This is a genomic window from Duganella fentianensis (assembly GCF_009857835.1).
In the GTDB taxonomy this organism is placed as follows: Bacteria; Pseudomonadota; Gammaproteobacteria; order Burkholderiales; family Burkholderiaceae_D; genus Rugamonas; species Rugamonas fentianensis.
Map to the genome: position 1 here is coordinate 269,760 of NZ_WWCL01000004.1, position 22,432 is coordinate 292,191.

The 22,432-nt window shown below is 59.7% G+C and carries 15 protein-coding genes; 10 read left to right on the plus strand and 5 right to left on the minus strand.

Annotated elements, in window-relative coordinates:
* Positions 1 to 14: 14 nt before the first annotated feature.
* From guaD to GTP23_RS18315, 6 genes are all read left to right on the plus strand, one after another.
* On the plus strand, positions 15 to 1,334 hold the full coding sequence (gene guaD / locus GTP23_RS18290) for a guanine deaminase (RefSeq protein WP_161036437.1): 1,320 nt from the start codon (positions 15 to 17) through the stop codon (positions 1,332 to 1,334).
* A gap of 85 nt (positions 1,335 to 1,419) precedes the next feature.
* Positions 1,420 to 2,910: an amidohydrolase family protein gene (locus GTP23_RS18295; protein ID WP_161036438.1), complete on the plus strand. Its 1,491-nt coding sequence runs from the start codon at positions 1,420 to 1,422 to the stop codon at positions 2,908 to 2,910.
* Between the two features lie 581 nt (positions 2,911 to 3,491).
* On the plus strand, positions 3,492 to 5,861 hold the full coding sequence (locus GTP23_RS18300; RefSeq protein WP_161036439.1) for a TonB-dependent receptor: 2,370 nt from the start codon (positions 3,492 to 3,494) through the stop codon (positions 5,859 to 5,861).
* Between the two features lie 221 nt (positions 5,862 to 6,082).
* A complete protein-coding gene (locus GTP23_RS18305) occupies positions 6,083 to 7,741 on the plus strand; it encodes a bifunctional metallophosphatase/5'-nucleotidase (protein WP_161036810.1) in 1,659 nt (552 codons plus the stop codon).
* A 17-nt stretch (positions 7,742 to 7,758) separates the two neighbouring features.
* Positions 7,759 to 8,988 (plus strand): phospholipase D-like domain-containing protein, encoded by a 1,230-nt coding sequence (locus tag GTP23_RS18310; protein ID WP_161036440.1) that lies wholly within the window; start codon positions 7,759 to 7,761, stop codon positions 8,986 to 8,988.
* Positions 8,981 to 10,051, plus strand: a complete 1,071-nt coding sequence (locus GTP23_RS18315; protein ID WP_161036441.1) for a S1/P1 nuclease — start codon at positions 8,981 to 8,983, stop codon at positions 10,049 to 10,051. Before GTP23_RS18310 ends, GTP23_RS18315 begins: the two co-directional genes overlap by 8 nt.
* Before the next feature lie 15 nt (positions 10,052 to 10,066).
* On the opposite strand, the gene GTP23_RS18320 is transcribed toward GTP23_RS18315, so the two are convergent.
* A complete protein-coding gene (locus tag GTP23_RS18320; protein WP_229256204.1) occupies positions 10,067 to 10,924 on the minus strand; it encodes a transporter substrate-binding domain-containing protein in 858 nt (285 codons plus the stop codon).
* Between the two features lie 236 nt (positions 10,925 to 11,160).
* Between GTP23_RS18320 and GTP23_RS18325 the strand changes: the two genes are divergently transcribed.
* From GTP23_RS18325 to GTP23_RS18335, 3 genes are all read left to right on the plus strand, one after another.
* Positions 11,161 to 11,955, plus strand: coding sequence for a TorF family putative porin (locus GTP23_RS18325; protein ID WP_161036442.1), 795 nt, complete (start codon positions 11,161 to 11,163; stop codon positions 11,953 to 11,955).
* Positions 11,956 to 11,969: 14 nt separating this feature from the next.
* The gene (locus tag GTP23_RS18330) at positions 11,970 to 14,210 is read left to right on the plus strand and encodes a methyl-accepting chemotaxis protein (RefSeq protein WP_161036443.1); all 2,241 of its coding nucleotides are present in this window, start codon (positions 11,970 to 11,972) and stop codon (positions 14,208 to 14,210) included.
* Between the two features lie 98 nt (positions 14,211 to 14,308).
* Positions 14,309 to 14,761, plus strand: coding sequence for a c-type cytochrome (locus GTP23_RS18335; protein ID WP_161036444.1), 453 nt, complete (start codon positions 14,309 to 14,311; stop codon positions 14,759 to 14,761).
* A gap of 84 nt (positions 14,762 to 14,845) precedes the next feature.
* Here the strand turns inward: GTP23_RS18335 and GTP23_RS18340 are convergent, their stop codons facing one another.
* The 4 genes from GTP23_RS18340 to GTP23_RS18355 form a co-directional block, all read right to left on the minus strand.
* Positions 14,846 to 15,817 carry an ABC transporter permease gene (locus GTP23_RS18340; protein WP_161036445.1) on the minus strand — a complete coding sequence of 324 codons (972 nt, stop codon included), beginning with the start codon at positions 15,815 to 15,817 and terminating at the stop codon, positions 14,846 to 14,848.
* Positions 15,818 to 15,824: 7 nt separating this feature from the next.
* Entirely contained in the window at positions 15,825 to 16,901 is a 1,077-nt protein-coding gene (locus GTP23_RS18345) for an ABC transporter permease (RefSeq protein ID WP_229256167.1), read from the minus strand.
* The gene (locus tag GTP23_RS18350; RefSeq protein ID WP_161036446.1) at positions 16,898 to 18,427 is read right to left on the minus strand and encodes an ABC transporter ATP-binding protein; all 1,530 of its coding nucleotides are present in this window, start codon (positions 18,425 to 18,427) and stop codon (positions 16,898 to 16,900) included. The genes GTP23_RS18345 and GTP23_RS18350 overlap by 4 nt, the downstream gene beginning before the upstream one ends.
* A 117-nt stretch (positions 18,428 to 18,544) precedes the next feature.
* Positions 18,545 to 19,540, minus strand: coding sequence for a BMP family lipoprotein (locus tag GTP23_RS18355; protein ID WP_161036447.1), 996 nt, complete (start codon positions 19,538 to 19,540; stop codon positions 18,545 to 18,547).
* A 580-nt stretch (positions 19,541 to 20,120) separates the two neighbouring features.
* Between GTP23_RS18355 and GTP23_RS18360 the strand changes: the two genes are divergently transcribed.
* Entirely contained in the window at positions 20,121 to 22,427 is a 2,307-nt protein-coding gene (locus tag GTP23_RS18360; protein WP_161036448.1) for a TonB-dependent receptor, read from the plus strand.
* Positions 22,428 to 22,432: the final 5 nt, after the last annotated feature.

Sequence of the window (22,432 nt, forward strand, 5' to 3'; positions counted from 1 at the left end):
ATCAGGACTCCGTTATGCCCCCAAATCTGCAAGCCTACCGAGGCAGCTTGCTGCACTTTCTCGCCGATCCGGCCTTCAGCAGCGACGCCCATGTCTACCATGCGGACGGCCTGCTGATCGTGGCCGACGGTAAGGTGCAGGCTGCTGGCGACTACGCCAGCCTGCATGCCACGCTGCCCATCGGCACGCCCGTGCACGACTATCGCGGCAAGCTGCTGATGCCCGGTTTTATCGACACCCACGTGCATTATCCGCAGACCGATATGATTGCCTCGCCCGCCGATGGCCTGTTGCCATGGCTGGAAACCTACACTTTCCCGACTGAGCGCCAGTTCGAAGATCCGGCCCACGCAGGACAGGTGGCCGAGTTCTTCCTCGACGAACTGCTACGCTGCGGCACCACCACCGCCATGGTGTACTGCACCGTACACCCGCAGTCGGTCGATGCCTTCTTCAGCGCCAGCGAGCAGCGTGGCCTGCGCATGGTGGCAGGCAAGGTGCTGATGGACCGTAACTGTCCCGAGTTTTTGCGCGATACGGCCGAAGGCGGCGCACGTGATACAGAGGCGCTGATCCAGCGCTGGCACAAGCGCGGCCGCGCCCTGTATGCGATTACGCCGCGCTTTGCGCCCACTTCGACCGACGCCCAGCTGCATCTGGCGGGCGAGCTGGCACGTGCCTATCCCGATACCTTTATCCAGACCCACGTATCGGAAAACAAGGCCGAATGCGCATGGGTGCACGAGCTATTCCCGCAGGCGCGCAGCTATATCGACGTGTACGACAGCGTCGGCCTGCTGCGCCCCCGTTCCATGTACGGCCATTGCATCTGGCTCGATGAAACCGACCGCGCCCGCATGGCGGCCAGCGGTGCGGCAGCAGCCATCTGCCCCACTTCCAACCTGTTCCTCGGCAGTGGCCTGTTCGATTTTGCCGCGGCCGACCGGGCCGGCATGGCGCTATCGCTGGCCAGCGATGTGGGCGGCGGCAGCTCGTTCTCGATGTTGCAAACGATGAATGAAGCCTATAAAGTAGCGCGACTGAAGGGCAGTTATCTGCCAGCCTTGCGCATGTTCTATCTGGCCACGCTGGGCGCCGCGCGCAGCATGCAGCTGGAAGGCGTGATCGGCAATTTTGCTGCCGGTGCCGAAGCCGATTTCATCGTGCTCGATCCGGCTGCCACGCCATTGCTGGCGCGCCGCAACCGTGCATGGCAGGAAAGCGGTGCCAGTCTGGAAGAGCTGCTGTTTGCGCTGGCACTGCTGGGCGATGACCGCGCCGTAGCCGCCACCTATGCAGCGGGCCAGCCGGTGTATCAGCGGGCAGCGCGCTAGCCCCGCTGGTTTGCGCAGGGCAGGGCATCGCGTTAGCGCACTTCAGACAGATTTCGCTAGTCATCCATTCAACACGGGAAAACTCATGCAAAAAAATATCGTCAGCCTGAAGACCGCCGCACTGGCCGTGCAGGCCGCAGTAACCCTGCTGTGCGCCGTGCCGCAAGCGCAGGCCGCAGCGCCGAGCAACGAGGAAGTCACCAGGCGTCACTTCGCCGCGCTGCTGTCCGGCGGTGAACCCAAGCTGGCCGAGCTGACGATGTTCATGACCATGCTGCCCAAGGGCGGCGACTTGCACCACCACTATTCGGGCGCTATCTACGCCGAGCAGTATCTGGAATGGGTGGACAAGCAGGGCTATTGCGTCAACAAGCAGAATTACATGATCAACACCGTGGCAGCGGAAGTGGCGGCCGAACGTGCCAAGCCGCTGGCCGAGCGCAACTGTCTGTCCGGTGTCGACGTCATGCAGAACAACACGGTGCTGGCGCAGCTGCTGCAGCGCTGGTCCGACAAGGACTTCTACAATCACAGCGCGATCCAGTCGCCGCCGGACCGCCAGTTCTTCGATACCTTTGCCTATTTCGGCCCCGTCTCGTCGACCAATACGGCCGATGGCCTGCAGCGCCTCAAGCAGCGCGCCGTGCAGGAAAACCTGCGCTACATCGAAACCATCTTCGAGATCGCGCCGCTGGCGCAGGACGCCACGTTCGATCAGCTGGCCCAGGCGGGCGCAGTGACGGAAGCGGATATGGCCGCGCTGGCAGCGCGGCTGGAGGACAACCAGCCCTTCCAGCAGTGGATCAACGGCTACAGGGCCAATCTGGATGCCAGCAGCGCCGGTATCGACGATGCCAGTTTCACCATGCGCTACCAGCCATTCGCGCTGCGCTTCCTGTCGCCATCGCAGGTCTTTTCGCAGATCGTCTCGAGCTTCAAGCTGGCCCGTTCGCATCCGAAAATCGTCGGCGCCAACATCGTCGGGCAGGAGAGCACCTATGTCTCCATGCGCGACTACAAGCTGCACATGCGTATGTACCAGTTCCTCAAAGCCCGCTATCCCGATGTGAAACTGGCGTTGCATGCAGGCGAACTGGCGCTGGGCATGGTGCAGCCGGAAGAGCTGAGCTTCCACATCCGCGATGCCCTCGATATCGCTGGCGCCAGCCGTATCGGCCACGGCATGGACATCGCCCATGAAACGGATGCGCTGGCTGTCATGAAAAAAATGCATGACAAGGACATCGCCGTCGAAGTCAATCTGAGCAGCAACCAGTTCATTCTGGGCGTGCAGGGCGAGGCCCATCCCGTGACGCTGTACCGCAAATACGGCGTGCCCTTCGTGCTGGCCACGGACGACGCCGGCGTGTCGCGCAATAATCTGTCGGGCGAGTATGTGTTATACGCAGCCCGCTACAAGCCGGATTACGCGGAAATCAAGAAACTTTCGCTCGACAGCATCCGCTACAGCTTCCTGAAAGACGCGGATAAGCAGCAATTGCTGAAAGATATGCGGGTCAAATTCAGCCAGTTCGAAGCCGCCATCGCGGCAGCAGCGCAGATCAAGCCGCGCTGAGTCAAATGACCGTCGCGGCAAGAAATGTTGCGTTGCCGCGACGCGTACTCTAAAATCGCGCACTTATTTTCCGCTCGACCAGCCTCGGGCGGAGTTACACGTTCTCGGCAGTTGCCGTCAGGAATGTGGTGGTGGTGCGACAGAATTCCGCACTTTGCACCAACATGGTGCAAAGTGTGTGTGAATTCCTTTCAAGGATGGGCTGGTCAACTATAATTTGCCTCTTAATGAGGCTGTGCCGCCCAGCGATGAAAAGGCCGGTACTTTCCGCCTTTATTTATATCGCTTTCATATAAATCCCTAAAGTAAATCGTATTTGTCACACATTTTTGGCTCATGCATAGTTGCCAGAGATGCCTCATTCGGGCGCAGTGTTGTCTGTTTCGAGGATGGTAGAAGCAAGCGTAAAACGTGACAGTTTATCAACGGTAGTGCTGTCATGTTGATGAAATATTTACTGGTTACAATTTTGTGATGTCATGGGCACCTTGTGCCATGCAGGAGCCGCGGTCACAAGCCGTTCTGGTTCGATAGCATCGTAGAACACAATAATTTTTTTCACATAACTGGGAGTTCCCTCAATGCAATCCTCTGTTAAACACAATCCTAAGCTGCGCCTGAGCCTCGTTGCTCTGGCCTGCCAAGTAATGTGCCTGAGCGCTTCGGCAGCTTACGCACAGACTGACGCAGCTCCAGCAAAACCTGCTGAAGTGATCATCACCGGCAAGAAGCTCGGCATGGGCCTGATGGTGACCGAGGATGCACCGAAAGCGCGCAGCACGATTACTGCTGAAGAACTGGAAAAACAGCGTCCAACCGGCAATGCGTATGAAGCTCTGGAAATGCTGCCAGCAGTGAACAGCTTCAATCAGGATGCAACTGGCCTGTTCGGCGGCGGCCTGACCCTGCGTGGCTTCAACTCCGACCAGATCGGCGCCACCATCAATGGCGTGCCAGTGAATGACTCGGGTAACTTCGCTATCTACCCACAGGAATACGTGGACCAGGAAAACACCTGCTCCGAGTTCGTGACCCAGGGTTCGACCGATGCCGACTCGCCACAAGTGGGCGCTACCGGCGGTAACTTCGGTATCACCACCTGCAACCCGGAAGACAAACAGCGCGTCCGCCTGATGCAGACTGTCGGTCAGCTGAGCATGCGGAAAACCTTCGCTCGTTACGATACCGGCCTGCTGTCGGACAATCGTACCAAAGCCTTTATCTCGTTCTCGCACGCTGAAGCCGACAAATGGAAAGGTAAAGGCGGCGCCAAGCGCGACCACATCGACGCTGGCCTGAACTACGACTGGGATCGCTTCAACTACGTACACGCAACCGTGCTGTACAACGAAGCGCTGAACAACAACATCAATAGCCAGAGTCTGGCCGAAATCAACAAGTACGGTTACTACTACGATTTGGCTGATACCTTCAAGGGTCACCTGACCCCGGTAAAGGGTACTGCGCAAACTGAAACCCTGCAGTCGCCCGGTTATTACAAACTGGGTATGAATCCCTTCAAGAACGCGATCGCTTCGGCTACTGCCAAGTTCCGTCTGACCGAGAACCTGGATCTGAAAGTACTGCCATACCTGTGGTACGGCTTTGGTAACGGTGGTACGGGACAACGTGCTCAGGCCGAAAAAGGCTTCTACAATTCGACCACCGGCTTGCGTGATGGCGCTGTCGATCTGAACGGCGACGGCGATACGCTCGATACCGTACTGGTGTCGAACGCCAGTGTAACCAAAACCTACCGTCCAGGCGTGACTTCGTCGCTGCTGTGGACCGTGGATAACCATGAAATTCTGGGTGGCTTCTGGTACGAACGTGCCCGTCACGAGCAAACCGGCCCGATGCTGGCTGTGAGCAATGACGGCGAACGCGCTGACGACTACCTGCAGATCGGCAAGATCCTGCGTCCTGACGGCAAGGCCGCTCAGAGCCGTGATCAGCTGACCATTTCGACTGCTTATCAGTTCTTCCTGCAAGACACTATGAGCTTCATGGAAGATAAGCTGAAAATTAACGTGGGCGTGCGTAACCCGCAAGTCAAACGTGACTTCACCAACTTCGGCGACGAGAACAATAGCTTCAAGCCATACGCTCTGACCAAGAAGTACAACGACGTGCTGCCACAACTGGGTGCCCGTTACCGTCTGACCAATGATGACCAGTTCTTCGCTTCGATGGCGAAAAACGTCAAAGCACCACCTAACTTTGCTTTCGCAAATGCCGGTAACATCAAAGTGGTGAACAATGTGGCGACCTTCGTGGGTGAAGTGAAAGAAGAATCGTCGTGGAATACCGATATTGGCTATCGTCACCAGGACAACAAGTTCATCGCCACCGTGACCGCTTTCTGGGTGGACTTCAAAGATCGTCAGGCAACCGCTTTCGATCCTGTCACCCAGGTCAGCACCTACAACAACGTAGGCCGCGTGAAGAACAATGGTCTGGAATTCGAACTGGGCAACATGCCGATCAACGGCTGGTCGTTCTACGCTTCGCTGGGCTTCAACAACAGCAAGATCCAGGACAATATGCAGCTGGGTAGCAATGTATTCCTGCCTACCGCTGGCAAGGAAATGATCAATACCCCACGTCGCAAAGCTGGCCTGTCGGTTGAGTATCAGGATGGCGCCTTCTGGGCCCGTCTGAAAGCCCGTGCGACCGGTGTTCAGCAATCGTCGATGATGAATGATGAGCAGACCCCAGGCTACACCACCTTCGGTATCGATGGCGGCTACACCTTCGCTAACTTCGGCATGTTCAAGCGTCCTAAGCTGACCTTCAACCTGAGCAACATCACCGACAAGCAGTACCGCAATGCATCGTCGACTACGGTGAAGAACACCGTGGCTCTGCCGGGCGTTACCAGCGTGGATACCCAGAAGTACTACCTGGGCGCGCCACGCTTCGCATCGGTCACTCTGTCGATCGATCTGTAAGCAACGCCTGCTTAAAGTCGTACTACAAAAAAACGGACCTTCGGGTCCGTTTTTTTATCCGGCTGCCGTTAATGGCATGAGGCCTGCAGTAGGGCTGATCTGGCCGCCGCCGCGTTTGTATCACATATGTTTCTCCGTCCCCCGTTGTACCTTGCTTACGGTAAGCTAGCAGTCTTATGAAAAAAACGTCTTCCGCCCTGATCGGGACCGCGCTGATCGCCATGTTGGCTGGCTGTGCGCTGCCCTGGCGCCAACCGACCATTGCTGCTAAAGAAGTGGAGCTGCAGCTGGTAACGATTAACGATTTCCACGGCAATATCGAGGCCAGTAAATATGTCATCGACAGTGCTTACGGGATGGGGCCGCGCACCGTCACGGCCGGCGGCATCGATACCCTGGGCGCGGCCCTGCAGGCATGGCGCAAGGAAGATCCGGAGCTGCTGCTGGTGGGCGCCGGCGACCTGATAGGCGGCAGCCCGGCGATATCGTCGATGTGGGCCGATGAGCCGACTATCGGTGCCATGAATCTGCTGGGCTTGAAAGTCAGCTCGGTGGGTAATCACGAATTCGATGCTGGCCGGATCGAACTGCTGCGCCAGCAGAAGGGCGGCTGCGCTTCGCCACGGCCGGAAAAGGCCTGCCAGTTCAGCGCCACCTATGAAGGCGCCAGGTTCCAGTATCTGGCCGCCAATGTAATCGATATGGTGACGCGCAAGCCGCTGCTGCCGGCCTATAAGATCGAGCAGGCGCGCGGCGTCAAAGTGGCGTTCATCGGCACGGTGCTGCGCGATGCGCCGGAAAAGCTGCTGGCCTCGGGTATCGCCGGGCTGGAATTCATCGACGAAGCAGAAGCCATCAACCGCCAGCTGCCGGAACTGCGCAAGCAGGGCGTGGGCGTGTTCGTGGTGCTGATTCATCAGGGTGGCCGCACCACCGACAAATTCGACCAGCAGGACTGCAGCCACCTGACGGGGCCTGTGGTCGATGTGGTCAAAAAACTTGATCCGGCCATCCGGCTGGTGGTCACGGGCCACTCGCACCGCGGCTATCTGTGCAAGGTGGATGACCGGCTGGTGACGCAATCGGACATGGGCGGCCATGTACTGTCGCGCATTACCATGAAAGTCGATCTGGCCAGCCAGAGCGTGCGCGAGCTGCGCGCCAGCCAGGAAGTGATGACGGCAGGGCGCTGGCCTAGCGATCCGAAGATGGATGCCTATCTGGCGCAGGTGCGCCAGCGCAGCGCCAGTGCGCTGGCCCGTTCTGTGGCGAGGCTGGCCGTGCCCAGCGTGCTGCGCGAAAAACATGATGACGGCGAATCGGCGCTCGGCGATCTGGTGGCCGATGCGATACTCGCGGCCGGCCGTCCTTACGGCGGGCAGATCGCCTTCATGAACAATGGCGCCATGCGGCAGGATCTGGAAACCACCAGCGGCAACCGCGTCACAGCGGGACAGGCGCTGTATGTGCTGCCGTTCGGGAACACCGTGGTGGCGATGAATCTGCGCGGCAGCCAGATCCGCGAGCTGCTGGAGCAGCAGTGGCTGGGCGGGCGTGACATCACCCGTGGCCTGATGCAGGTGTCGGAAGGTTTCAGCTATAGCTGGAACCCGCGCGCCGCCATCGGCAGCAAGATCGTGCCCGATAGCGTGATGCTGCATGGCGTGCCGATCGAGAACGACACCACCTACCGCATCATCGTAACGAATTTTCTGGCCGAAGGCGGGGAAGGCTTTTCCGTATTCCCGCTGGGCCGCAACCGTGCCGAAACAGGCATACGCGATATCGATGCACTGACTGATTATCTGGTCAAGCGGGAACAGGCCGGTAAGCCGGCCGGCCGCAGCGAACCGCTGGGCCGCATCAAGCGCCTGCAATAATTTCTAGGAGTGACCTTATGCGTCGTGTTTTACCCGCCGTTGTACTACCGGCACTGCTGGCACTGGCCAGCCCCGCCCATGCCGAATTCACCATCCCCGGTTTCGAGCTGGTGCAGACTGCCCCCGTCGAGACCACGCTGACGAATAGCGATCTGCGCGATCCGGCCACGGTCTGGAGCGAGCTGTTCGACCACGCCAAACAGGAAATCCTGATCGGCCAGTTCTATGCCGTCAACAAGCCCGGCAGCGTGTTCAGCAAAGTGGTGGAGCGGCTGGCCGCAGCGGGCCAGCGCGGCGTCAAGATCCGCTTCCTGCTGGACCAGAAAGGCGTCGGCCTGTCCGAGCAAAGCACCATAGACCAGCTGAAAGCCATACCGAATCTGGAACTGCGCGTAATCGACTTCAACAAGCTGACCGGCAACGGCATCATCCACGCCAAGTATCTGGTAGTCGATGGTGCAGTGGCCTATGTGGGCAGCCAGAATTTCGACTGGCGCTCGTTCGAGCATATCCACGAAACGGGCTTGCGCATCAGCGAACCCAAGCTGGTGGCGCAGGTGCAGGCCATCTTCAATCAGGACTGGCGTGCGCAGGCGCTGACGGCGCAGGGCATGGTGGTGCCAGCGCTGAACGTGGCGCGCCAGCCGCTCAATCTGCAGCGCGACGCCATGCTGGTGGCCAGCCCGCAGGCCTACAATCCGGCCGGGGTGGACGATAGCGAAGCAGCGCTGCCGGCCTTGCTGGCACAGGCCAAGACTGAAGTGCGGGTGCAGCTGCTCGATTACGCGCCGCTCAGCTATGGCCCCAAAGGTACGCGGCCATACTACGCCGTGATCGATAATGCCGTGCGCGCGGCGGCCAACCGCGGTGTGAAGATCAAGCTGCTGGTATCGAACTGGAATCTGGAAGCACTGCCGCAGGTGTACCTGAAAAGCCTGGCGATTCTGCCTAACGTGGAAATCCGCGTGGCCACACTGCCTGCGGCCAGCAGCGGCTTCATCCCGTTTGCCCGCGTAATCCACAGCAAGACCATGGTGATCGATAATCAGATCGCCTGGGTAGGCACGAGCAACTGGAGTGGCGGCTATTTCGACCTGTCGCGCAATCTGGAAGTGGTGCTGCGCAACGAGAAAATGGCGCAGCGCCTGGCCGCCCTGCAGGAGCAGATCTGGAGCTCCGCGTATAGCCAGCCACTCGACATCAACCGTCAATATCCGAAACCGGCCAAAGGTAGTCCGAATGAATAAATTAGTTGTGAGCGCCGCGCTGTGCGGCGTGTTTGCCAGTTTTAACGCCCACGCATGGGGCAATGATGGCCACCGTGCCGTCGGCGCGATTGCCGACCAGCTGCTGCAGGGCAGTGCGGCCGAACAGCGCGTCAAAGCGCTGCTGCTGCCCGGTGAGTCGCTGGAGAAGATCGCCACCTGGGCGGACTGCGTCAAGGGCAGCTATTGCGGCCCGCAGACCGAGGAGATGCAGAGCTATGTGGCGGCCAATCCCAAACATAGCGAATACCACTACACGGATCTGCCGTTCCAGTACGCTCATTATCACGACCACGATATAGGCAGTGCCGATAACGATATCGTGCAGACGCTCAAGCAGTGCATACAGGTCCTGCAAGGCAAAGATGATGCGGCCAGCAATCCGCACCGCTTCACACCACGTCAGGCCCTGCTGATCCTGACCCATCTGGCCGGCGACATTACCCAGCCACTGCATGTGGGCGCAGCCTATGTCGATCAGCGCGGTACCTTTGTGGTGCCGCAGACGGCGGCACAGGTCGATGCCGTCAACCTGTTCGATGCCCGTGGCGGCAACAATCTGCTGCTGGACGATGTGAAGCTGAGCGCACTCAGTGCCCAGCTGATCGAAGCCGGTCCCGCCGACGACAAGCCGGCTGTGGCCAGCGGCCAGCCAGCGCGCGCGCCGCAGACCACACGGCCATTCCACTCCTACTGGGATACCACGGTGGTCAATTATGTTTTCCGCCGCACGGGCGTGCGTACACCGCAGCAGTTTGCCCAGAAGGTGATTGCAGCGCAGCCGCAGGTCGCCAGCCAGAGTGGCGATCCGGTGCAGTGGCCGTACGCATGGGCCGATCAGTCGCTGGCCGTGTCCAGGCAGGCGCATGATGGTGTGACGGCCGGCGCGCTGACGCGCCAGACCAGCAAGAGCGGCGAGAGCTATGCCGTGTGGGCGCTGACGGTGCCGGATAATTATCCTGTGCCGAGTTCCACTCTGGCCAAAGCCCAGCTGATACAGGGCGGCTACCAGCTGGCGGCCGTGCTCAAAGCGATCTGGCCCTGAGCACAGTGGGCAGCGTCACTGGCCGGTGAGCGGATTGATCCACCATTCGCTACGGGCCAGCGGCGTTTGCGGTGACAGATCGGGATTCGGCAGTTTGATCAGACGGCGCTTGAACAGCGCCGTTTTCTTTATCAGCCGGCCTTTGTGCTGCTGGAACAGGGTCTCCAGGCTGCCATCTTTGAGCATGATTTCCATGCCGGCGGCGATGCGGCGCGCCAGTCTTTTTCCTTCGGCGTCGCGCCGTACGAAGAAGTAGCGCGGCAGCGGATAGTGCAGCAGCAGGGTTGATTCGATGGTGAGTGCCGGATGGCTGGCGCGGCGTTCGTCGAATTCGCGCAGCGCTTCATCGGCCGAGCGCGAATAGAAATCGAAGCGCTGGGCTTCCAGCATGCCGAACAGACCTTCGTAATTGCTGCCTTCCACCACTTCCACCCCGGCCGCCTCGAAGATGTTCACATCGGCCCAGCCTTTGCCCAGCCCTGCGCGCAGGTGGCGCAAGTCGTCCAGCGTGCGTACTCGGGCGAAGCGGGCCTGATCGTCGGCACGGATCAGTAGCAGGCGGTAGCCCAGCAGGCCGCGATCCACCGGCAGACGGATGGGGAGGAAACGCTGCTCGAGTTCGGGCGAGGTGGCACGCACGAAGACATTGATGCGCCCCTGTGGCGCCCCGGCTTCCTGTAGCACCCGCTGGGGCGACATGGCTACGTCGGACTGATGCAGGCGGTAGGAGCCATAGGCGGGCCGGGTCTTTTCCATGGCCGTACGCAGCACGGCCCAGTCGTAGTCGTAGCGGCTATCGACCCCTTCGCTGGTGAGCGGATAAGTGAGCTGGGTCAGGGCCAGACAGTAGTTGGCCGACATGGCCAGTAGCATCGCCACAACGCCTCTGATTCCCAGTGTACGCAACATACAGCACCAGCACTCCCTGAATTGAATACTCTCTAGTGTGCCATGGCGGCGCTCAGCGTGTATATCAATTTGAAAGCGTGCAACGTTGAAGCAACGGATAGGCAGGATTGTTGTCGCTAGCGTTGACTTCAAAACTCCCGCCTGCGTATCCTAGAGATGTTTATGTAAGTCAATATTTTCTCTTCCGGGGGTGGTGCCGTATGAAGTTACTCGTCCGTTTAGCTTTGCTCAGTTCCAGTGCTCTGCTGCTGCCAGCCGCCGTGCAGGCCCAGACCAGCGCCGAGGCCAGTCCGCCAGTTGCGGCAGCCGTGCCGCTCACTGCCAACCTCACACTGACCTCGCAATACATTTCGCGCGGCTTCCGCCAGACCTGGGGCAAGCCGGCGCTGCAGGGCGGTTTCGATTATGCCGATCCTAGCGGCTTCTCGGCCGGCACCTGGCTGTCCACGGTGAGTAACCGCTATATCGAAGACGGCACGCTGGAATGGGATATCTACGGCAATTACAACGGCAGCGTGGGCGAGCTGGGCTACAGCGCCGGCCTGTATGTGTACAAATATCCGGGCGCCGAGTACCGTGCCAGCCACACCACCTATGACTACACCGAACTGGCGCTGGGCCTGAGCTATCAGTTGGCCTACCTCAAATACAACTACACGGTGAGCAAGGAGTTCTTCGGCATCACCAATGCGCGCGGCACGGGCTATCTCGATCTGGGCGCCAACCCCGATCTGGGCGGCGGCTATACGCTGAACCTGCACTACGGCCAGGGCAGGGTGGCCAACAACAGCATGTGGAGCTGGCGTGATTACAAAGTGGGCGTAACGCGCCAGCTGGCACCCGGCTGGGCGCTGTCCGGTGCCTACACGCGTGCTCACGGCAAGACCAATGCTTATGATGCCTACACGCTGGGGATTCCTAATTCGGCCGGCAAGATCGATGTTTCCAATCCCGCCGCTGGCACGCTGGTGCTGGCGCTGACCCGTACTTTCTGACTTTCAGGTGACGCATGAGCATGGAATTTTCTAGTTCGGCTGGCCCTTCGGGGCGTTCGCTGTTTTCCCTTTCACTCAACGGCAAAATCTGCGCGGCAGCGACGGCGCTGGTGGTACTGAGTCTGGCCGTTACGGCTACCGTGATCGGTGTGCGCAGCAGTAGCAGTGCCGAAGCGGCGGCCATGAATCTGGCGCGGACCTCGGCGCGCGAAGTGGCCGGCGCGCTGCAGAGCCGCATCGTCAGCAATCTGTCGGCCGTGATCAATCTGTCCGGTGCCATGCGCCAGACCCGTGGCGCCAATCAGGCACTGGGACGCGACCAGATCAACGAGATGGTGAAAGCCACGCTGCTCGGTTCCGAGGATCTGATAGGTGCGGCCGTCACATGGGAACCGAATGCGCTCGATGGCAAGGATGCCGAGTTTGCCGGCAAGCTGCCGCTGTACGATGCCACGGGCCGCTACATGCCTTACTGGACCCGCGCCAGTGGCGGCGGCACCCATGTGGAGCCTATCGTGTTCGATAGTGCGCCCGGTGCCAACGACTGGTACGACATACCGAAGAAGAGCGGCAAGGTATTTTTCACCGAACCGTATAACTATCCCGTCGATGGCAAGCCGACCCTGATGGCGTCGCTGGTGGCGCCCATCGTCATCGAAGGTAAATTCCAGGGTGTGGCCAGTGCCGACTTCATGCTGACCCGCCTGACGGCCATCCTGAAAGAACTGAAGGTGATCGACGGCGCGCAACTGAGCCTGATTTCGAACGGCGGCCTGTATGCCAGCCATGGCGATGCGGCGCGGCTGGGCAAGAAGGCAGAAGATATTCCGGCCGAAGCACTCGAGCATGTGCGCAAGGGCCAGACCTACGAGTATGAGGATGCTGCCGGCATGGTGCACTTGCTGCAGCCGCTGACTATCCACGCGGATTCGGCACCATGGTCGGTGCAGCTGGTCTTCCCCAAGAGCGTAGCACTGGCACCGGCGCGCGAGCTGCTGTGGTACACGCTGGGGGTTTCCCTGCTGTGCGCGATTGCTACCGCACTGGTGCTGATTACCGTGGTGTTCCGCCTGACGGCGCCCTTGCGCGCGCTGGGTGAGCGCATGACAGCCTTGTCCAGCGGCGATGCCGATCTGGCCGTCAAGCTGGAAGTCCATGGCAACGATGAACTGGCCGTGATCGGCAATGGTTTCAACCAGTTCGTCGGCAAGATCCATGATGTGCTGGTGCAGGTCAGCGCCAGTGCCGAAAATGTGGCACGCGGCAGTTCCGAAATCTCGCAGGGCAATACCGATCTGTCGGCACGCACCGAGCATCAGGCCAGTGCGCTGGAGCAGACGGCTGCCTCGATCGACGAGCTGACGGGTACCGTGAAAGAGAACGCGGAAAACGCCCGTCAGGCCAATCAGCTGGCAGAAGCGGCTTCCGAAGTGGCGCAGCGCAGCGGCTCGGTGGTAGCACAGGTGGTTTCCACCATGGCGTCGATTAATGCTTCGTCCAACAAGATCGTCGACATCATCAGCGTGATCGACGGCATCGCTTTCCAGACCAATATTCTGGCGCTGAATGCGGCGGTGGAAGCGGCGCGGGCGGGCGAGCAAGGACGCGGCTTTGCCGTGGTGGCTACCGAGGTGCGCAATCTGGCACAGCGTAGCGCCGCAGCGGCCAAGGAGATCAAGGAGCTGATCGACGATTCGGTGGACAAGGTCGCTGCCGGCAGCCGGCTGGTGGACGAAGCCGGCAGCACCATGGACGAGGTGGTGAGCAGCGTGCGGCGCGTGACGCAAATCATGAGCGAGATCACTGTCGCGACGGTCGAACAGAGCGACGGTATCGCACAAGTCAATCAGGCCATCGTGCAAATGGATGGCGTGACGCAGCAGAATGCGGCACTGGTGGAGCAGGCTGCCGCCGCAGCGGAGAGCTTGCAGGAACAGGCTCACCATCTGGAGCAGGCCGTCAGCGTATTCCGGCTGCAGCGCTCCAGCAGCGCTGCAAGCCAGACCACGCACCGGCCGGCCTTGCCTCGTGCAGGGCAAGCACCGGCTGCACGCCAGCTGACGGCGCGGGTGCCAGCCGCTGGCAGTGCAGCCAGGCCGGCTGCTGGCTCCTCAGCCGGTAGTGCGGCCGGTAGTGCGACCAATAATGCGTCCAGTAGCGCAGCCAGTGCTGCAGGCAGCAGCGCAAGCAGCAAAGCGGGCAAATCGTCCGCCAGGCCAGCCGCTTCGGCCGACAGCGAATGGGAAGAGTTCTAGCCCGTTCGTGACAGGCAGGCTGTTGCCAGCTCTGGCACAATGATGGTAACGGCGTGGCGCTGTCACGCCGTTTTTCATTTCTGCGCTAGGTTTCTGCCATGTATCCGAATCTTTCATTTCCGCGCGGGCGCGCTGCCGTCCGGTCCAGCGTCGGGCTGGTTATCGGGCGCGGCATCCGGCTTGCCGTCGCTATTGCTGTCAGTTGCGCTGTTAGCGCTAGTGCGCTGGCAGCGCCGGTAGTGGGCAACCCGCAAGCCGGTCAGACCGTGTTCAAGCTGTGCGCGTCCTGCCATCAGGTGGGACCGCGTGCGCGTGCCGGATTCGGCCCGCAGCTGACCGGCATCATAGGCCGCAAAGCGGGCAGCACCAGCGACTATCACTATTCGGACGCCATGCAGAAGTCGGGCATTGTCTGGAGCGAGGCCCAGCTAGCGGCCTTCATCCGTGCGCCGGACCACGTGGTACCGGGCACGCGCATGCGTTTCTGGGGTATTAGCGACGAGCAGAAGATCGCCGATCTGCTGGCCTATCTGAAAGCCAGTGCGCAGTAAGCAGCGCTAGGTCCGAGGCGGGGGAGGGAAGCTGGCGGGGGAAGCCAGGCCGGCCTCCCCGCAGGATGCGTTAAGCGCCTGGTCTTAGCGCGATTTGACGAAGGGCGTGCCCAGTGCCTTAGGCGCCACCGATTTGGCCATCAGACCAGCCAGCACGATCACCGTGACGACGTAAGGAATCATCTGGATCAGCGAGCCGGGGATGCGGCCGATGACAGGCAGCTCCACGCCTTCGATCTGGATCTGTACGGCGCCGAAGAACCCGAACATCAGACAGCCGAGGAAGGTGTGTAGCGGACGCCAGTTACCGAACACCATGGCCGTCAGTGCCAGATAGCCGGCACCGGCCGACATATCGCGCAGGAAGAAGCCGCTCTGCACCACCGACAGGTAGGCACCCGAGAACGAGCACAGTACACCGGCGATCAGCATGGCCATGTAGCGCTGGCGCTCGACGTTGATACCGGCAGCATCGGCTGCGTGCGGGTTCTCGCCGCAGGCGCGCAGGCGCAGACCGAAGCGGCTGTGATACACCACCCAGTGCACCAGCGGTACCAGCGCAAACGCCAGATAGACCAGCACGGAATGGCCGCCGATCAGGTGGGCATACAGCCAGCCGATGAAGGGAATGTTTTCCACCGCAGCAGTGCCGGGCAGTACCACGTCGAACAAGCGGGCCTGACCCAGATCGGGCGTACGGCCGCCTTGCTGGAACAGGTACTGGGCCACTACAAAGGTCAGGCCGCTCATGGCGATGTTGATCGCGATACCGGCCACCAGCTGGTTGCCCTTCTGGGTAATCGCTACATAGCCTTGCAGGGTGGCCAGCAGCAGCGATACCAGCATGCCGGCAGCCACGCCATACCACGGGTTCTGGGTCAGGAAGGCCACCGCAGCGCTGACAAAAGCGCTGGCCAGTATCTTGCCTTCGAGGCCGATATCGATCACGCCCGAACGTTCGGCAAACAGGCCGGCCATGCCGGCAAAAATCAGCACCGGCGCATTGCGCACGGTGGAGACGAGGATACTGCCGATATGGAGATCATCAAAAGTCATATCGTTCTCACTTCTTCAGTTTCAGCATTTTGGCGATGGCCGGACCGTACAGGTTTTCCATGGCACCGCAGAACAGAATGATCAGGCCCTGCACCAGTATCACCATCTCGGGCGGGATGTTCTGCTTTTCCAGCGACAGGTCGAAGCCCCCCTGTGTCAGCGCGCCAAACAGCACGGCCGAAAGGAAGATGCCGACCGGATGCTGACGGCCCATCAGCGCAATCGCGATGCCGATAAAGCCTGCACCGCCAACGAAGTTGAGCGACAGATAGTGGGTCGAACCCATGATGGAGTTGACCGAACCGAGGCCGGCCAGCGCGCCTGAAATCAGCATGACGATGATGATCATTTTGCTGATGCGGATGCCGGCGTAGTGGGCCGCATGCGGATTCAGGCCAGTGGCGCGCAGCTTGAAGCCCCAGGCCGAACGGCTGACCACCACGCCATACACCACCAGTGCGAAGATGGCGAGGAAGAAGCTGATGTTGAGCGGGGTTTCGCCCAGCACGGGGAACCACTGGTTCAGGCGCGGCATTTCCGCAGCGGCTTCAAAGGCGCGGCTGGCGGGATTCTGCTCGCCGACCGGTATCATGTACTTCACGATCAGGAAGTTCATCAGCTGGGAAGCGATGAAGTTGAACATGATGGTGGTGACCACCACGTGGCTGCCGCGCTTGGCCTGCAGATAGCCGGGCAGGAAGGACCACAGTGCGCCGAACAGGGCGGCACCGAGTACACCGAGCGGTATCAGCATCCAGCCCGGCAGCGTGCTGTCGAAGGCCAGCATGGCCCAGGCCAGACCGAGGCCGCCGATATACATCTGGCCTTCGGCACCGATGTTGAACAGGCCGGCCTGCATGGCGATCGACACGGCCAGACCCGTGAAGATGAAGGTGGAAGCGTAGAACAGCGTGTAGCTCAGGCCTTCCGGATTGATCACGGCGCTGTTGATCAGGATCTGCAGCGATTCGACCGGGCTTTCGCCCAGCATATGGATCACCAGTGCCGTCACCAGCAGTGCCGACAGCAGATTCAGTAAGGGCATGACGAAGGCAGTGGCCCAGCGTGGCAAGTCTTTATTCATGATTTGTGCTCGCCCCCCATCAGCAGACCGATGCGGGTGGTATCGAATTCTTCAATTTTCAGTTCGCCCGTGATGCGGCCGCCGCACATGACGAGGATGCGGTCCGCCAGTGCACGCACTTCTTCCAGCTCCACCGACACCAGCAGGATGGCCACGCCTTCATCGCGCAGCTTGAGCAGCTGGGTGTGGATGCTTTCGATGGTGCCGATGTCGACCCCGCGGGTAGGCTGGCCGACCAGCATCAGCCTGGGCTGGGCCAGCACTTCGCGCGCAATCACCACCTTCTGCTGGTTACCGCCCGAGAGCAGGCCGATACGCAGGTCGTGGTTATTCGGGCGCACGTCGAAGTTTTTCATCAGCTCGGCGCAGCGGCTGGCGATGGCCTTGAAGTTGAGCAGGCCCCAGCGGTTCTTGAGCTGGTCCTGATAGCCGAAGATGGTGTTGTGCATGACCGAGAAGGCCTTGATTACGCCGTCGCGCAGGCGGTCTTCCGGTACGTGGGCGATGCCCAGGTCGCGGAAGGTGCGTGGCAGGCCGTCGGCATTGCTGCGGCCAGCGTAGGGCAGGGCCTGACCGAGGAAATCCAGCTGGCCCGAAGTGGGCAGGCGCATGCCGGACAGGATTTCCATCAGTTCGCTCTGGCCATTGCCGGATACGCCGGCGATGGCAACGATCTCGCCGGCGCGCAGCGTAAAGCCGATATCGGCCAGCAGTTTCACGCCCTGATCGTCCAGCAGTTGCAGGTTCTGCACCTGCAGCACGGGCGCACCGGGCTGGTACGGTTTGCGCGGCAGATTGTTCTCGATCGGACGACCGACCATCATATTGGCCAGATCCTCTTTGGTGGTGCCGGCCGTCGGCACGGCGCCGATCACGCGGCCGCCGCGCATCACGGTGACGGTGTCGGTAATGTCGAGGATTTCCTGCAGCTTGTGGGTGATCAGGATGATGGTCTTACCCTGCTCCTTGAACAGGCGCAGAATTTCGAACAGCGAAGCGGTTTCCTGCGCCGTCAGCACGGCCGTCGGTTCATCCAGAATCAGGATGTTGGCGCTGCGGTAGATCTGCTTGAGAATTTCTACCCGCTGCTGCGCGCCCACGGACAGATCGTGGATGGTGGCCAGCGGATCAACGTCGAGCCGGTAGCGCTGGCAGATCTCGCGCAGTTCCTGTTCCACACGGGCGCGGTGCTTATTCAGCTGGAAGCCGCCTTCCGTGCCCAGCATGACGTTGTCGAGCACCGTCATGTTCTCGACCAGCATGAAGTGCTGGTGCACCATGCCGATGCCCAGACTGATGGCCTCCTGGCTGTTGTGGATGCGGCGCACTTGCCCGTCGAGCAGGATGTCGCCACTGTCGGCACGGTAGTAGCCGTACAGGATGCTCATCAGGGTCGATTTGCCGGCGCCGTTCTCGCCTACCAGACCATGGATGGAACCCTTGGCGATGGTGAAGCTGACGTCCGTGTTCGCTTTGACCGCTCCGAAGTGCTTGGAGATGCCGCGAAATTCTACTGCTGGCTGCATAGGATGGTTTTCGGGGGTTATAAAAGAGCAGAGCTCAAACAAAAAGCTAAAACGCTAAACGGTAAAACGCGCCGAACGGAGAACTTCTCCGGCGGCGCGCTTCATGTCAGACGAGGTTTATACCGGGCAGGATGCGCCCGAACGGATATCGATCACTTTGACTTTGCCGTCGATGATGTCCTTGCGTGCGCCCAGCACGCGCTTTTCGATTTCCGGCGTAATCAGCTTGCGGTTGTTTTCGTCCAGCGCCCAGTCCACGCCGCCTTCTTTCAGGCCTTTGGCGTTGACGCCGGCTTTCCACGTGCCGTTCTTCATCTGCATGAAGGCGTCATACACGGCGACGTCCACGTGCTTGACCATGGAGGTCAGCATGGTGCCCGGATACAGGCCATTCTGGTTGGAGTCCACGCCGATTGCCAGCTTGCCTTTTTCCTTGGCCGTCTGCAGGGTGCCCAGACCGGAACCGCCGGCCACGGCAAACACCACGTCCACACCGCGGTCAAACTGCGAGCGGGCCAGTTCGCCGCCTTTGCCCGGATCGTTCCAGGCCTGGGCGCTGGTGCCCACCATGTTCGAGGTCACATCGACCTTGGCGTTGACGGCTTTGGCGCCCTGCGCATAGCCGCAGGCGAAAGTGCGGATCAGCGGAATATCGACGCCGCCGACAAAGCCGATCTTCTTGGATTTGGACGCCATGGCTGCTGCCACGCCGACCAGATACGAACCTTCTTCTTCCTTGAAGGTGATGGATTCCACATTGGCGCCTTGCGCCACGCCGTCGATCAGTACGAAGCGGACTTTAGGGAATTCCTTGGCGACCTTCTGCACGGCTGCCTGCTGGGCAAAACCGATGGAAGCGATCAGGTCGAGGTTTTTGCGGGCCAGACCACGCAGCACCTGTTCGGCCTGGGTATCGCTGGAGGCTTGTACCTCGATGAATTTGATATTGGTTTCCTTCGTAAAGCGCGAAGCGCCTTCGAATGCGGACTGGTTGAACGATTTATCGAACTTGCCGCCGGCGTCATACACGATGCCCAGCTTAGGATCTGCTGCGGACGCGCTGGCAGCAACGAACAGTGCGGCCACGGTCAAACCGAGTTGTGAAAGTTTCATGAATGGGCTCCTGGAAGATCGATATTGTATATTTTTATTTGACGAAACATGTAATTTGGTGCCGGTTTATCGCAGCAAATGGCCGATTTTTCGTCGTTTGCCCCGTAACAGTGCCGTTCTTGCGCTTATCGTCGGCTGACTTCATTGCACGTCCGACAATTTTTCTGCGCCACCGTTTGCACCATCTTCAGTTCTTTCTTGCCTGCAATTGCCTGCGCGTCGCTACCTTTGTCGCATCGCAGCAACAATCAGCGCCGAATTATAATTTTTTAAAACGTTGCTTTTTTGTCCGTTTGGACAAAATCCATGCCATTCGGCTAATTTTTCCGCGCGCTTCAAACTGCATCCCGGCACTATGGAAACGATCTACTTGCTCTGCTAACTGCCTGATTTTATGGCCATCCATAACTATGCATGAGGGGCGATATGTACGACAAATTCGTTTTTTCTTCGTTATTTATATTTTTTTGATATGAATCTGTTTGGGGGGGAAAGTAGATTTATGACATTTTTTTCCGTGCTAGAGTGGCTGGCAACTCGCATATCTATGCCAGTACACACACTTGAAGGAGTCAAACCGATGAACAAAAAAAATAGTGTTTTCGCCGCCCGTACGCTGATCGCGCTGGCTGTGGCGAGTGCTTTCCCGCTGCACGGCGCTTACGCTGCCGAAGGCACGGACGCGGCCGACCAGGCTGCAAGCAGTAGCGCAGACTCGTCCACCAAGGGCCAGCTGGAAACCGTGATCGTGACGGCCCAGCGCCGTGCGGAAAACATCAAAGACGTGCCGATGTCGATCGCCACCCTGAAAGGCGACAAACTCGACGTGCTGACTTCGGGTGCTGCCGATATCCGCTTCCTGGCCGGCCGTTCGCCATCGGTCAACGTGGAATCCGACTACGGCCGTACCTTCCCGCGTTTCTATATCCGCGGTCTGGGTAATACCGACTTCGACCTGAATGCTTCGCAGCCGGTCGGTCTGGTGATGGACGACATCGTGCAGGAAAACGCCATGCTGAAAGGCTTCCCGGTGTTCGACGTCGATCAGGTGGAAGTACTGCGCGGCCCGCAGGGCACGCTGTTCGGCCGTAACTCGCCAGCCGGTGTAATCAAGTTCGATTCGGCCAAGCCAGTGTTCAAGCAGGAAGGCTATCTGACCCTGGGCATCGGTAACTACTCGGCCAAAACGGCTGAAGGCGCGTTCAATATTCCGGTCAGCGATACCGTAGCACTGCGCTTTTCGGGCACCACCCAGCATCGCGACAACCGTGTACATAATACCAACCCGAATCCGAACACCGGCACCAAAGATTTCGAAGGCTATGGCGACAACGCCTTCCGTCTGCAGGCACTGGTACAGCCGAGCAAGGACTTCAGTGCCCTGTTCAACTACCACGAGCGTGCCTACCACGGCAGCGCCACCCTGTTCCGCGCCAATATCATCAAGAAGGGCACCAATGATCTGGTCGACGGTTTCGATTATGGTTCCTACCCTAGCGATGGCGTCAACTACCAGCGCCTGAGCACCAAAGGCGGCAACATCCGTCTGAAATACAATCTGGACGACATTACTCTGCACTCGATCACCGGCTACGAAACGCTGAAGTTCAACAGCCGTGCCGACGTCGATGGCGGCTTCGGTGCGTCCTACGCGCCACCGTATGGCCCGGGTTTCATTCCGTTTGCGGTCGAAACGGCCGACCTGCTGCCTAACCACAAACAGTTCTCGCAAGAGCTGCGCGCCGAGTCCAACTACAAAGGCCCGCTGCAATGGATCGGTGGTCTGTTCTTCTTTAACGAGAACATCCAGATCGATTCGATCAGCTTCAATACTTTTGCGCCGGGTAATCCGCAGAACCCGCAGTACGCCCAGCAGTTCCAGGACGCTAAATCGTGGGCCGCTTTCGGCTCGCTGAACTACACGGTGAGCGACCAGTTCAAACTGCGCGGCGGCGTGCGTTATACCAGCGACAAAAAAGAGTTCAAGGCGATGCGCGTAGAGCCACCGAAGATCGCTGGCCCGTTCAATATCGACAATACCTCGCATAATCTGAGCTGGGATCTGAGCGGTACCTATGAGCTGGATAAGAGTACCAATCTGTTCGGTCGTGTCGCTACCGGTTATCGTGCTCCTTCCATGCAGGGACGTCTGAATGGCCTGGGCGACAAGCCATCGTTCGCCGGTGCCGAGAAAGCCCTGTCGTTTGAAGCCGGTATCAAGCAGGATCTGTTTGAAAAACGCGCCCGTCTGAGCGCATCGGTATTCCAGTACACGGTGAAAGACAAGCAGCTGACGGCAGGTAGCGGCGGTATCAATATGAACCAGCTGATCAACGCTGACAAAGTCACCGGCCAGGGTGTGGAAGTGGACTTCCAGGCCAATCTGGGCAGCGGCTTCAGCGCCACGCTGGGCGGCAGCTACAACGATACCGAAATCAAGGATAAGAACCTGTTCGTCCAGTACTGCGGTAATCTGGGCAACACGGCGCCTAATCCTTATGGCTGCACCCCGACCAATGCAGCAGGTCCGTTCGCCGGCACTTCCAAGATCGATGGCAACCCGCTGCCACGCGCTCCGAAGACCCAGCTGAACTTCACTCTGAAGTACAGCACCGAAATCGGCAATGGCGAGCTGTATGCCTACACCGACTGGACCTACCGCAGCAGCTACAACTTCTTCCTGTACGAAGCGCCTGAATATAAGGCCAAGACGCTGGTGGAAGGTGGCGCACGCGTAGGCTACAAATGGAGCAAGTATGAAGTGGCAGCTTTCGCCCGCAATATCACCGACAAACGCGTGATCATCGGCGCGATCGACTTCGACAACCTGACCGGTATGCTGAACGAACCACGCACCGTGGGCGCGACCTTCAAGGTCAACTTCTAAACGCA